The sequence below is a fragment of the Sulfurospirillum sp. hDNRA2 genome, from assembly GCF_024206095.2.
In the GTDB taxonomy this organism is placed as follows: Bacteria; Campylobacterota; Campylobacteria; order Campylobacterales; family Sulfurospirillaceae; genus Sulfurospirillum.
In genome coordinates this window covers 115,379-127,587 of record NZ_CP159800.1, presented here as the reverse complement: position 1 = coordinate 127,587, position 12,209 = coordinate 115,379, and the positions used below count along the sequence as shown (strand labels likewise).

The 12,209-nt window shown below is 43.1% G+C and carries 14 protein-coding genes; 4 read left to right on the top strand and 10 right to left on the bottom strand.

Annotated features, from left to right (window positions below):
• Positions 1 to 5: 5 nt before the first annotated feature.
• From upp to gltX, 3 genes are read right to left on the bottom strand one after another with little or no spacing between them, the layout of a single operon-like run.
• The gene (gene upp, locus NL930_RS00655) at positions 6 to 647 is read right to left on the bottom strand and encodes a uracil phosphoribosyltransferase (RefSeq protein ID WP_254377294.1); all 642 of its coding nucleotides are present in this window, start codon (positions 645 to 647) and stop codon (positions 6 to 8) included.
• Positions 648 to 1,925 (bottom strand): malic enzyme-like NAD(P)-binding protein, encoded by a 1,278-nt coding sequence (locus tag NL930_RS00650; protein ID WP_197051125.1) that lies wholly within the window; start codon positions 1,923 to 1,925, stop codon positions 648 to 650.
• The gene (gene gltX / locus NL930_RS00645) at positions 1,926 to 3,320 is read right to left on the bottom strand and encodes a glutamate--tRNA ligase (protein ID WP_254377295.1); all 1,395 of its coding nucleotides are present in this window, start codon (positions 3,318 to 3,320) and stop codon (positions 1,926 to 1,928) included.
• 200 nt (positions 3,321 to 3,520) lie between these two features.
• Here gltX and NL930_RS00640 point away from each other — a divergent pair, with 200 nt between their 5' ends.
• Positions 3,521 to 4,378, top strand: coding sequence for a peptidylprolyl isomerase (locus NL930_RS00640; RefSeq protein ID WP_254377296.1), 858 nt, complete (start codon positions 3,521 to 3,523; stop codon positions 4,376 to 4,378).
• Between the two features lie 95 nt (positions 4,379 to 4,473).
• Here NL930_RS00640 and NL930_RS00635 read toward each other — a convergent pair whose 3' ends face one another.
• Both NL930_RS00635 and accB read right to left on the bottom strand, forming a co-directional pair.
• Entirely contained in the window at positions 4,474 to 5,805 is a 1,332-nt protein-coding gene (locus NL930_RS00635; RefSeq protein ID WP_039675332.1) for an acetyl-CoA carboxylase biotin carboxylase subunit, read from the bottom strand.
• Positions 5,805 to 6,287, bottom strand: a complete 483-nt coding sequence (gene accB, locus NL930_RS00630) for an acetyl-CoA carboxylase biotin carboxyl carrier protein (RefSeq protein ID WP_039675334.1) — start codon at positions 6,285 to 6,287, stop codon at positions 5,805 to 5,807. The genes NL930_RS00635 and accB overlap by 1 nt, the downstream gene beginning before the upstream one ends.
• Before the next feature lie 101 nt (positions 6,288 to 6,388).
• On the opposite strand from accB, the gene dcd reads away from it, so the two are divergent.
• The 3 genes from dcd to NL930_RS00615 are packed head-to-tail and all read left to right on the top strand — an operon-like array spanning position 6,389 to position 8,064.
• Entirely contained in the window at positions 6,389 to 6,949 is a 561-nt protein-coding gene (dcd, locus tag NL930_RS00625) for a dCTP deaminase (protein WP_039675336.1), read from the top strand.
• Positions 6,950 to 6,955: 6 nt separating this feature from the next.
• Entirely contained in the window at positions 6,956 to 7,594 is a 639-nt protein-coding gene (locus NL930_RS00620) for a GNAT family N-acetyltransferase (RefSeq protein ID WP_254377297.1), read from the top strand.
• An 11-nt stretch (positions 7,595 to 7,605) separates the two neighbouring features.
• Positions 7,606 to 8,064, top strand: a complete 459-nt coding sequence (locus NL930_RS00615; protein ID WP_254377298.1) for a hypothetical protein — start codon at positions 7,606 to 7,608, stop codon at positions 8,062 to 8,064.
• On the opposite strand, the gene NL930_RS00610 is transcribed toward NL930_RS00615, so the two are convergent.
• From NL930_RS00610 to NL930_RS00590, 5 genes are read right to left on the bottom strand one after another with little or no spacing between them, the layout of a single operon-like run.
• The gene (locus NL930_RS00610; protein ID WP_254377299.1) at positions 8,057 to 8,848 is read right to left on the bottom strand and encodes a hypothetical protein; all 792 of its coding nucleotides are present in this window, start codon (positions 8,846 to 8,848) and stop codon (positions 8,057 to 8,059) included. The genes NL930_RS00615 and NL930_RS00610 overlap by 8 nt on opposite strands.
• A gap of 3 nt (positions 8,849 to 8,851) precedes the next feature.
• Positions 8,852 to 10,024: a class I SAM-dependent rRNA methyltransferase gene (locus NL930_RS00605; RefSeq protein WP_254377300.1), complete on the bottom strand. Its 1,173-nt coding sequence runs from the start codon at positions 10,022 to 10,024 to the stop codon at positions 8,852 to 8,854.
• The gene (locus NL930_RS00600; protein WP_254377301.1) at positions 10,017 to 10,796 is read right to left on the bottom strand and encodes an alpha/beta hydrolase; all 780 of its coding nucleotides are present in this window, start codon (positions 10,794 to 10,796) and stop codon (positions 10,017 to 10,019) included. The genes NL930_RS00605 and NL930_RS00600 overlap by 8 nt, the downstream gene beginning before the upstream one ends.
• Positions 10,793 to 11,383, bottom strand: a complete 591-nt coding sequence (locus tag NL930_RS00595) for a class I SAM-dependent methyltransferase (protein WP_039675347.1) — start codon at positions 11,381 to 11,383, stop codon at positions 10,793 to 10,795. Before NL930_RS00595 ends, NL930_RS00600 begins: the two co-directional genes overlap by 4 nt.
• 11 nt (positions 11,384 to 11,394) lie before the next feature.
• Positions 11,395 to 12,114 (bottom strand): flagellin, encoded by a 720-nt coding sequence (locus tag NL930_RS00590; RefSeq protein WP_254377302.1) that lies wholly within the window; start codon positions 12,112 to 12,114, stop codon positions 11,395 to 11,397.
• Positions 12,115 to 12,209 lie beyond the last annotated feature (95 nt).

Genomic DNA, 12,209 nt, shown 5'->3' with positions numbered 1-12,209 from the left:
AGCGGTTATTTAACCGAAACGCCTTGGGTATTAAAAACTCTATCTCCCGCATCTCCAAGACCGGGAACGATGTACCCGTGTTGGTTCAATCCTTCATCGATACATGTCGTAAATACCGGAACGTCCGGATGAACTTCGTAAAAACGTTTCAAGCCTTCGGGTGCCGAAACAAGCGATAAAAAGCGAATATCTTTGACTCCTTTGGACTTCAAGAAATTCACCGCATCGATGGCGGTTCCGCCCGTGGCAAACATCGGATCGATAATAATCGCGGTGCGCTCGGTATGGTCTGAAGGAAGTTTCGCATAATAAAATTCCGCTTCCAAGGTTTGCTCATTGCGTTGAAATCCCAAAAAGCCCACACTCGCATCGGGAATTAACTTGAAAACGCTATCGAGCATACCAAGAGCCGCCCGAAGAATCGGGCAGATCATGATCTTCGCGTCAAGCTTTTTCGTTTGTGCGGTTGCTACGGGCGTTTTGACGCTCACGTCGCGCAAAGGCAAATCGCGCGTCGCTTCAAAGAGCATCAAATAAGAGATTTCATCGACCAAAAGTCGAAACTGAAACGGTTCCGTTCGTTCATCGCGTAAGATAGAAAGCTTGTGCTCAATCAACGGATGTTTGATGACATGGACGTTTTTCACTTATTTTTGCTCCGCATCGATGATGGCTTGAAGTTTTGCTTTGTACGCGTTAAGATCAAAATTTTCGACGCGTGCGACGCCGTCTTTGATCGCAGCTTCGGCAACGGCAACGGAAACCCATACCAAAACGCGTCTATCAAACGGTTTGGGGATAATATAGTTGTAGCCGAATTTCAACTCTTCGCCGTTATACGCCGCTTTTACGTAGGCGGGAACGTCCTCTTTCGCCAATTGAGCCAAAGCAACTGCCGCCGCCATTTTCATGCCTTCGGTCACTTTCGTCGCTTTTACGTCCAATGCGCCTCTGAAGATAAACGGAAAGCCTAAAACGTTGTTCACTTGGTTCGGATAGTCGCTTCTGCCCGTTCCCATCATAACGTCGTCTCTAACGGCATGTACTTCTTCGGGTAAAATCTCCGGCGTCGGATTGGCAAGTGCAAAAATAATCGGATGCGGATTCATCGATTTGACCATTTCGGCCGTTACGACGCCCGGAGCAGAAAGTCCTAAGAACATATCCGAGCCCTTCATCGCATCTTCAAGCGTTCGATCGCTTGTCTCAAGTGCAAATTCCGCTTTATAGGCGTTTAAGTCCGTTCTTCCCTTATGGATTACGCCTTTAGAGTCAATCATAACGATATTCTTCGCACCTAAAAGTTTGTACATTTTAGCGCACGCAATCCCTGCGGCTCCTGCGCCCGAAACGACGATTTTCATCTCTTCGATTTTTTTACCGCTGATTTCAAGCGCGTTAATCAATCCCGCGGAAGTAATCATCGCCGTACCGTGCTGATCGTCGTGCATAACGGGAATATTCACGCATGCTTGAAGTTTTTGTTCGATTTCAAAACATTTCGGTGCTTTAATATCTTCCAAGTTAATACCGCCGAACGTCGGAGCAAGGGCTTTACAAATCGCAATAATTTTATCGGTATCTTTTTCGTCTAACTCAATATCGAAAGCATCAACGTCGGCAAATTTTTTAAATAAAACCGATTTACCTTCCATAACGGGTTTTCCGGCAACCGCACCGATATCACCGAGTCCAAGAACCGCCGTACCGTCCGTAATGACCGCAACCAGATTCCCTTTATTGGTATACGTATACGCCAACTCGTTGTCTTTTTCGATTTCCAAGCACGGATGCGCAACACCCGGAGTATACGCCATAGAAAGATCTCTTGCACTGTCGCAACGTGTTTTAACGTTAATTGCGATTTTACCGCCGACGTGGTACTCTAATGCTTCTTCTTTCGTCACTTTACCTTTACTACTCACCTAAACTCCTTTTTTGTAAATGATTAATGCTTCAATTCTCTCGATAACATGTACAAAGCCGATAATTTCTAAAACTTCAAAAATCGAAGGGCTGATGGAATTACCGACCATGGCAATGCGTATGGCTTGCGCTAAATCTTTCAGCTTTAAGCCGCGTTCTTCCAAAAAGTTTTTTGTCAGTGTTTCAAATTCACTCGCTTTTTCAAGAGTGGGAGCGTTTTTAAGCGTATTTTTGTATTCACTCAAAATTTCTACGGCTTTTGTGTCCAAAAATTTCTCAATTGCCTTCTCGTCATAGGTTTTCGGAGCATCGACGATCTGTCGAATCATCGTTGCAAACTCGACCAAGGTTTTAGCACGATCGCGCACGGCATCAATCAAAAGCTCTTTTTTGGGATGCGGCGCAAGATCGACGTCAAAAAAGCGCAATGCTTCGATTAAACGCTCATAGCTTGCCTCTTTAATATAATGAGAATTCAGCCATAGCAATTTTTCTTGATTGTACGCCGAAGCCGATTTATTGATATGGGAAGGATCAAAAAAGGCGATCATCTCTTCCATCGAAAAGATCTCTTGATCTCCGTGGCTCCACCCTAAACGAATCAAAAAGTTCAGTAGCGTTTCGGGCAAATATCCCTCTTTTTGATATGCCATAACGTCCATCGCACCGTCGCGTTTGGAGAGCTTTTTTCCTTCGGGATTGAGGATCATCGGAACATGATAGAATTTCGGAACGTCAAATCCTAACGCCTCGTATAAAATAATCTGTTTGGGCGTATTGGAGAGGTGATCGTCGCCTCGGATGACTTCGTTCACGCCCATGAGCGCATCGTCGATAACGACGACGAAGTTATACGTCGGTGTACCGTCGCTTCGTGCAATAATAAAATCGTCTAACATATCGCTGGCATTAAAACTCACTTCGCCTTTAACGCCGTCCACAAACGAAATCACTCCGCTTGTCGGTGCTTTAATACGAATGACGGGCTCAACGCCCTTCGGAGGCGTACCCGTAAAATCACGGTATCGACCGTCGTAACGGGGACGTTCTTTTCGGGCACTTTGCTCCTCTCGGAGCTGATCCAATTCTTCTTTACTCATATAGCATTTGTATGCCTTTCCGGCATCAAGAAGTTTTTGTACGTAGCTTTTGTATAAGTCAAAACGCTCGGATTGATAGACGATTTCGCCTTCAAAATCCAACCCGACCCATTGAAATGCCTCTTTTATCGCTTCTGCCGCCTCTTTCGAGTTGCGTGCCAAATCGGTATCTTCGATACGGAGTAAAAATTTACCGTTGTTTCTCTTTGCCCATAAATAACTGTACAGTGCCGTTCTTAGCCCGCCGATATGCAAATATCCCGTAGGACTCGGGGCAAAACGTGTCACGATCATGACTAACCTTTATCAATTGAAGTGGAATTATGTAAAAATTATGTATCATTTTGTTACGAGAAAAACAAAAATTCTACGCGAGGAGCTTAATAACCGTTTTTTTAATTTTTTTTGTCAAAAAAAATGTTATCATTCGTGGCCTCTTATTTTTAATACAGTTACGATTATATAGCGATTTTTCTTAAAAAAAAGGATTATGGATGAAGCTTAAACGCACAATGTTAACTTTGGTAACTTTAGGGGTTACCCTATTTTTAACGCCATCGATAGTGACCGCCGCTACCTTAGACGGTGTTTCGGTTATTATCAATAAAGAACCGATTACGCTTTTCGACGTTTTCAAATATTCTCAACGTTTTCAAATTTCCAAAAAAGAAGCTTTAGATATTTTGGTTCGTCAAAAACTCGAAGATTCCGAAATTAAAAAACAAGGTATTAGCGTCGACGGTTTTGAAATCGACCAACATATCGACAAACTGGCGATCAACAACCAAATGAGCACCTACGACTTTTTAAATATGCTTCGTTCCAAAAATATCGATACTTTAGAGTACAAAGAAGAAATTAAGAAAAAATTGCAACGCGATAAACTGTATCAAAAAATCGTACGCGATAAGATGAAACAACTAAGCGACGGTGAATTGCTGGCGTATTACAACGAAAACCAAAACGAATTTTCGCAAGCCGCTTCCTTTGACGTTTCTATTTATTCGAGTGCCAATCAACAAAGCTTAACGACGATTCAAAACAACCCTATGAGTGCTATGAGCGACGTTGAGCTCAAAGATACGACGTTTGAAGCAACGAAAATGGATCAAAACTTAGCCGGATTGTTGAACAAAACGCCGGTCGGAAAATTTTCGTCCGTTGTTAAAACCGATCAAGGCTACGTGATGTTTTTTGTCAAAAACAAACATGACGTTAAAGCCATTTCGTTCGACAACGCTAAAAATTATATTTATGGAAAATTAGCCGACGGCAAAGAGAAACAATCGATCGACGATTATTTTGAAAAACTCAAATCTTCCGCCAATATACAAGTGGTACGAGCACCTTAACACTCTTAAACGTTTAAAAGAGAAGTACCCCAAAAGGGGAGTTTGCGGTTTAACGCAAACTCCCCTTTTTTTATGGGAATTGAGTAGTTCAGATGTTAATGATGGGAAAGATAGTTCGTGTCGAAGCGGTTGTCGATAAAATCTTGATTGTTCATCATTGCTAGATGAAAATCGCGGACGGTTTTAATACCTTCGATTTGTAACTCGCTGAGTGCTTGTTTCATCTTTGCGATGGCACGTTCTCGGTTCTCGCCCCACACGATCAATTTACCGATCATCGAGTCGTAATGCGGCGGCACGGTATAGCCTTGATACGCATGCGAATCCATACGGACGTTGCGCCCTCCGGGAACGATGTACTTCGTAATTTTTCCGGGGCTTGGGATAAACTTCACGGGGTCTTCCGCGGTAATTCGGCATTCGATAGCATGCCCTTTAAAATGAAGCGCGCTTTGATCGAAAAGTTTTTCACCCTCGGCAACGCGAATCATCCATTCGATAATATCGATACCGCTGACCATTTCGCTGACACAGTGTTCGACTTGCAAACGCGTGTTCATTTCCATAAAGTAGAAGTTTTTATCCGCATCCAAGAGAAACTCAAACGTTCCTGCATTTTCATAGCCGATGTATTTGGTGGCTTTAACCGCCACTTCGTGAAGGCGCGCTCTGGTTTTATCATCCAGCGCGATGGCAGGTGACTCTTCGATTAGTTTTTGGTGGCGTCGCTGCATGGAACAGTCGCGCTCACCGATATGCACCACGTTTCCGTGGCTATCGCCGATGACTTGCACTTCGATATGACGCGGATTTTTGATGTATTTTTCCATGTAAAGCGTACCGTCGCCAAAGGCACTGAGTGCTTCGCTTTCTGCGGCAAGATAGGATTTTTCCAAATCTTCCATTTTTTCAACCACACGCATACCGCGTCCGCCGCCGCCCGCACTGGCTTTGATGATGACGGGAAGTCCGATTTGCGTTGCGAGATCTTTTGCTTCTTGCACGTCTTTGAGCGCACCGTCGCTTCCTAAAATAACGGGAACGCCTGCTTTTTTCATCACTTCTTTGGCTTTGGATTTGTCGCTCATCAAAACCATCGAATCCACGGAAGGTCCGATAAATTTGATGTTATGGTGTTGGCATACCTCGACAAACGTTTGGTTTTCACTCAAAAAGCCGTATCCGGGAAAAATAGCGTCGCATCCGCTAATCTCCGCAGCACTAATGATGGAAGGAATGCTCAAATAGCTCTCGCTTGATTTTGCCCCGCCGATGCAAATGCTCGCATCCGCATGTTGAAGATAGAGCGCATCTTTGTCCGCCGTGGAGTAAACGGCAATGGCTTGTTTGCCCATTTCTTTGATGGTTCTTATTGCACGAAGAGCGATTTCGCCGCGATTGGCAATAAGAATTCTTTCAATTTTCATTACACTTTCTCCACCAAGAAGATCGGCATGTCAAACTCGACCGGCTGACCGTCTTCAACGAGAATATCTAAAATCTTACAATCAAATTCCGCTTCCAATTCGTTCATAATTTTCATCGCTTCGATGATCGCGATCGGTTGACCTTTACGGATAACATCGCCGATTTTGGCAAACGGAGCGGCTCCGGGAGACGGAGATTTGTAAAACGTACCGACCATCGGCGATTTGATGTTTAGCCCCGAAGGAGCGGCGTTGATGCTCGCTTCTCCGCCCATAGCCGGAGCGGAGGCTGCCGCAACCGGTGCAACTTGAGGCATTGTAGCAGGCATCGGCATCATAGGTGCGGGAGCACTTGCGTAACTGACGTTGCTTTCAAATCCCTTTTGAAGCTCAATGCTAAAATCGCCTTCTTTGATTTTTAATTTCGTAATATCGCTTTTATCAAAAATTCGCATTAACTCTCTAATTTCATTTTTGTCCATTCGGTTTCTCCTCAAATTTTGCCGTTTTTCGGCATGACATAAAATGTGTTATAATACCATACTAAAGATATACACTCACTTAATACGATAAAGGTACTTTTATGGGCTTAAAAGCAGACAGTTGGATACGGGAAAAATCACTCAAAGAGCGCATGATAGAGCCTTTTTGCGAAGACCAAGTCGGACGCGACGTCGTCAGTTACGGCGTGAGCAGTTACGGATACGACATCCGCGTCGGGCGTGAATTTAAGATTTTCACGAACGTCAATTCGACCGTGGTCGATCCTAAAGAATTTGACGATAAAAATGTGATTGATTTTGAAGGCGATATTTGTATCGTTCCGCCTAATTCGTTTGCGTTGGCACGCACGGTCGAATACTTTCGCATCCCCAAAAACGTCTTGGCGATTTGCCTCGGAAAAAGCACGTATGCACGTTGCGGCATCATTGTAAACGTGACGCCGTTCGAGCCGGAGTTTGAAGGTCACATCACTATTGAAATTTCAAATACCACGCCGCTTCCGGCAAAAATCTATGCTAACGAGGGTATCGCACAAGTGCTCTTTTTAGAGGGCGATACCGCATGTGAGACCACTTACAAAGACAAACACGGTAAGTACCAAGGTCAAACGGGCATCACTTTACCGCGCATCTTAAAATAACGCGCCATGCCTTTACATGTTAAAGCTTTAGAGCACGATCATACACAAGAGTTCGATGGCTTTTACGCCATCTACTCGACCGCGTTTCCGCTAAGCGAACAAAAACCCCGTGAGGTACTTTCGGCAATGTGCCGTGCCTCTTTTTACACCATTTACCTTGCCTATAACGACGAAAAAATTGTCGGATTTTGCATTATGTATCATCCGTGGGACGAAGACTTTTTTTTGTTAGAATATATGGCGGTCGATAAGACGCTTCGCGGTATCGGTCTTGGCTCGACGCTCTTAAAACAAAGCGTCGACGCACTGTATCAAAACTACGGTGTTCGTGCGCTTTTGATCGAAATCGATTCGCCTGAAAAGAGCTCCGCGGAGCAAGAAATTCGTGAAAAAAGGGAGATGTTTTACCGCCGTTTGGGCGCGTTGAAAATCGACCCGTTTGATTATATTTTGCCTTCACAAACAAAAGAAGACGCTCCGCCGATGGAGCTTTTGGTGTACCATCCAAGCCTGCGCGAAGTTTCGAAAGAGCGGCTTCAAACGTGGCTTGAAAAACTCTATACGAACGTTTACGGATGCAAAGCGAACGACGATCGTATCGCGCTTATGCTCAAAGACGCCCCGCACTCTTTTACTTTGATTTAAAAGGATCATCGATGGAAATTTTCCTGAATGACGAATATGAAACCATGTGGACGGCCATTAGTTCGATGATGGGCGTCGTTGCGACGTTGCTTGCAATTTTTGCACTTTTATACTCGATGCGCACCTACCGAAAGACGATGCAAGTTATGCACTACGGCGAATTGGATAAAATGTATTTTGAAATTCTCAAAGAAGCCCTTAGCAAGCCGCATCTCGTGCGCAAAGAGTTCGAAAGAAACGACGAACAAAAAGCCGAATACCGTCTTTACGCCTTTATCGTCTGGAACTTCCTAGAGTCCATTTACGACCGATGCATGCTCGATCACGATCTACAAAAAACATGGTTTCCCATCATCGAAGCCGAACGCTCCATTCACCTTGCATGGATTCAAGAAAAAGAAAATCGCACGAAATTCAAAGCCGAATTTTTGAGTTTTATCGATAAAGGGAAGTTTGAGATAGCTATTTAGTAACTTTAGATACTTTTCCCAAAAAGTCTTTATGTGAAAAATTATGTTCTATCTTTTCAATTTGAGAATTAGGAATGACTACTATATGGTCAGGTATTGTGTCATAGAAAAAAGAATATTGAGAAATACTTTTAATAAAAATTAGTGAATTTATATCTTCTTTATTTAACAATTTATAGTTATATACATTTTGAGTTTTACTGTCTAGTATTCTATTTATTTCATTTGTCGCATTTATGTAAATTTCCATAATAAAATATAAAAATGCCAAGATAACTGCTTGCTTCAATATATGGTTATTGATGCTTTTAAAAATTGATATTGTTTGGAATATTAATATACTTGAAAATAGAATGATTCCTTCTAATAAATTTAATGAAAAATTATTCAAAAAAATAACTATTATCAAAAAAACTAAAAGAATTATGGTTAACCAAACTTGCTTTATTTTATTCTTAATTTCAATTGATTGTATTTCTTGAAGCGAAAGTGAAACAGTTTGTTCATTATTTTTCTCAAATTTTTTAGGTAAATAATAAGCTGCAAAAAATGATATATAAAACACTATTGAAGAAATTAGCACTGTTCCTATAACATCTAAGCTAGAAGCAATATAGTCTGTAGTCGTAAAAAAATTACTAATTTTCAAATCAAAATAAGAAAAAATCAAGAAATTATATAAATATCCTCCAGAAATCAATAATGCAGATATTATTGATACAATGGAAGTAACAGAAGTCATTGAAAATAAGGTTGCTTCTTGCTTGTTTGGGATATTATTCATTTACTATTTCTCAACCCTGAGCAACAACCCATTCAGATAAAACGAAGCATTTGCGTTAATCAAACACGGATGGTCTGAGTCTTGTTGCATCTGTTCTAAGAGGATGTATTGCACTTTGAGGTCATGTGAGACTTCCATCGCGATCTCTAAGAGCTCTTTTTTACCCACATGAAACGAACACGAAAACAGCGCGATTAAGCCGCTATCTTTCACCGCTTTGGTGCTTTCCATCAAGAGGTGTTTGAAGCCTCGTTTAGCGCCGTTGGCTTGTTCTTTGGTTTTGGCAAACGATGGCGGGTCAAGGACGATCATATCAAAACTGTTTTTGTACTTTTTCTCTTTCATAAAAGTAAATGCATCGGCGGCATAGGCTTCGAAATGCTCCATCGTGTTGGCTTCTAAATTGGCTTTGGTTTGCGCTATTGCTGATTCGGAGATGTCGACAAACACGGCATTTTTTGCGCCCTTTAAGAGCGCGTAGATGCCAAAGCCACCCGCGTTACAGCAGAGGTCAAGCACGGTGTCATTCTCTTTGATATAGCCAGCACAGATTGCTCTGTTTTTGCGTTGGTCAAGGTAAAAGCCTGTCTTTTGCGCATCTTCGATGTCAACTAAAAAGTTCAAACCATTTTCGAGAAGAGTAAACTGCTTTATCGGTGTACCAAACAGTGTGCCGTTTTTGCTCTCCAAGCCTTCGATTTCTCGTGAATGTACGTCAGATTTTTCAACGATCCACGAGGGATTGAGCAACTGCTTAAGGGTGCTAATGATCAACTCACGAAATACTTCCATACCTGCGGTGTTGATCTGAACGGAGAGCGCATCGCCGTATTGATCGACGATCAATCCCGGTAAAAAGTCGGCTTCAGAGTGAACAAGGCGAACCGCGTTGGTACCGTGTAAAAGCGCTTTACGCTTTGCAATGGCTCTTTTGATGCGGTTATGGAAAAACTTTTTGCCGATCTCCTCTTTGCCAAAACTAAGGATTCGTGCGAAAATAGCGCACTTGGGATTGACGTACGCCGTTCCTAAAAAGCCGTCTTTTTTGGAAAAAAGTGCAACGACTTCGCCGCTTTGAAACTCTTCCGGATCGGAGTCAATTTCGTTGGCGTAAATCCACGGCGTAAACCGCCTTATTTTTGCAACGACGGAGTGTTTTACGTATACTTTATTCATCCATTTTTCCTAGTAAAATTTGTAATTGCGGGGTAAAATTCGGGTCGTCTAAGACCTTTTGATGCGTCGTTTGAGTCAATACGACATGCATAGGCTCGCAAGGCATTGCTTCTAGCAGTTTTTCCAAATGGTAACGCGGAATCATCCCATCGTTTTCCACTTCGATAATGCCGATAGGCGCGCTCACGAAAGGCATATAGCGCGTCGTCTCGAAAGGATGATTCAACAACACGGCAACCGGAAAAAGCGGGTATTTGCGTTGAGCTAAAGAGAGAATCGAATCGTACGGCGTGATCAAAATTAACCCGTCTACGACGCGTTTGCTTGCTAAAAACGTTGCGACGCACGTTCCTAAACTCCGCCCGATCACAAACACTTTACGCCCTTTGGCGTAGTGATCGTAAATTTTCAGGGCATCGTGAAACAAAGCTTCTTCGGAAGGCTTGCCCGTGCTTCCGACGTAACCGCGATAGTTAAATGCGATCATATCGTAGCCTTGCGGCGATTGCACGGCAAAATGCGTTGCATCGTCGCCGTTCCCTCCGAAATAGAGAATCAACGGCGCGTTCGGCTCTTCGTCTTTTTTCAACACTCCTTCCAAAACCGCACCGTCAGCGACATGTAAGCTCAAAGGGCTGATCGCATCGCTCATCGGCGGTGCTTCTTTGAGGACATGCTTTATCGGAAAAATTTGATCGTCTTGCGTCAAATATATATAGCCTATGGCAAGCACATACAGTGCCGCTACGCCTGCGAGCATACGTAAGATCATTCCGTCGCCTCTTTTAAAAGTAACACCGTAAAATCTCCCTCCATATAATCGTCTTTAATCTTCACGTCGTAAGCGAATTCATTCACGTATGCTTCAATTTCGTGCGGCAAAAAATAGTTAAAATGTCCCTCTTTATCTTCGCCTTTGAGCAAATTGAATACGAAACCTTTGCGCGAAGCTTCAAAACAACGACGAATAAACAAAAAAGTCTCGAAACGGTTTAAAATATTCATCGAACCGCTCGCGATGTAAAAGTCGGCATCTTCGAGCACGTCGTTTAAAATATCGCATTTGACGATGCGTTGCTTTGTGCGTTTGTGTGCCACGAAAACGGCTTCGTCCACAAGATCGTACCCGACGTAACAACGCGGGAGCGAACCTCTTTGTTTCAGAAAAAAATACAAATCCCCGAAACCGCAACCGGCATCGACGATTTTTGACGAGGATAGCGCATCGCCCACAAGATCGTGAATCATCTCAAATCGAAGGTATTGGGAGTATTTTGAGTTCCAGTTCAAGCCTCGCGCGGTACATCCGTACCGCTTGATGGCTTTTTCGTAAAATGCTTGATTGTTAATACGGGGCATTCAAAAAAAGGTTAGATCAACAGTGCCGAAATGCTTTGTTGCATCATACTGTTTTGGTGAATCTGAGACAAAACGGAGCTTGTCAGTTTGATCTCGTCGCTGTTCATTTGTGCGATCTTTTGATCTAAAGGTGTTTGTGAAATTTGAGAATCGGCGCTGCTCAAATTCGTAATCGTCGTTAACGCGTTGGTAATATCGCTAGTCGCACCGTTAATACGCGAACTTGCCGTTGCGGAAAGCGAAGCAATACTTTGCGAAAAATCGTTAATGCCTTGCTGATCGTCGATGCTTAACGTGCTTAATCCCGAGACGTCGAGCCCGTAGCTTTGCGAAAGCAAATTAATGCCGTTATACGTCGTTTGGTTCGCGATGTCTTGCATCGATTGGTTGATCGCGTCGAATTCTTCTTGAAGCATCGCTTTTTGATCGCTGTTTAAAGAAGCACTGTTATAGCGTACGGAAAGATCGTTCAGTCGCTCCGTCCCCGCACCGATCGCTTGTAAAGAGCTGTCCGCGATTTGGTACATACTAACCGTTTCGTTGGCGTTTTGGACATTTTGACTGATAGACGAAATCTGTGAAGCGAGGGCATCGGAAATAATCAGGTTTGCACTATCGGCTCCCGTTAATTCGCGTGTTGCCGCAAGTTTTTCCAAGGTCGTATCGGCAGAGTTTTTATTTTGAGAAATGAGGTTTAAAATTTGGTTATTGGAACTGCTTGAAATGGTCATCACAGGCTCCTTTTGTAAAGATCTCTTTATTATACTACTCCAAAGATACGCTTGTCAAATGACGAAGCGGAATCAAAATTGCTTTTTAAAATTTT

Coding starts and splice junctions, on each gene's coding strand:
- NL930_RS00600 (WP_254377301.1), bottom strand. CDS start 10,796: ATGATCTTACGTATGCTCGCAGGCGTAGCGGCACTGTATGTGCTTGCC.
- NL930_RS00605 (WP_254377300.1), bottom strand. CDS start 10,024: ATGAATAAAGTATACGTAAAACACTCCGTCGTTGCAAAAATAAGGCGG.
- NL930_RS00595 (WP_039675347.1), bottom strand. CDS start 11,383: ATGCCCCGTATTAACAATCAAGCATTTTACGAAAAAGCCATCAAGCGG.
- gltX (WP_254377295.1), bottom strand. CDS start 3,320: ATGATCGTGACACGTTTTGCCCCGAGTCCTACGGGATATTTGCATATC.
- NL930_RS00590 (WP_254377302.1), bottom strand. CDS start 12,114: ATGACCATTTCAAGCAGTTCCAATAACCAAATTTTAAACCTCATTTCT.
- NL930_RS00615 (WP_254377298.1), top strand. CDS start 7,606: ATGGAAATTTTCCTGAATGACGAATATGAAACCATGTGGACGGCCATT.
- dcd (WP_039675336.1), top strand. CDS start 6,389: ATGGGCTTAAAAGCAGACAGTTGGATACGGGAAAAATCACTCAAAGAG.
- NL930_RS00640 (WP_254377296.1), top strand. CDS start 3,521: ATGAAGCTTAAACGCACAATGTTAACTTTGGTAACTTTAGGGGTTACC.
- NL930_RS00610 (WP_254377299.1), bottom strand. CDS start 8,848: ATGAATAATATCCCAAACAAGCAAGAAGCAACCTTATTTTCAATGACT.
- NL930_RS00635 (WP_039675332.1), bottom strand. CDS start 5,805: ATGAAAATTGAAAGAATTCTTATTGCCAATCGCGGCGAAATCGCTCTT.
- accB (WP_039675334.1), bottom strand. CDS start 6,287: ATGGACAAAAATGAAATTAGAGAGTTAATGCGAATTTTTGATAAAAGC.
- NL930_RS00620 (WP_254377297.1), top strand. CDS start 6,956: ATGCCTTTACATGTTAAAGCTTTAGAGCACGATCATACACAAGAGTTC.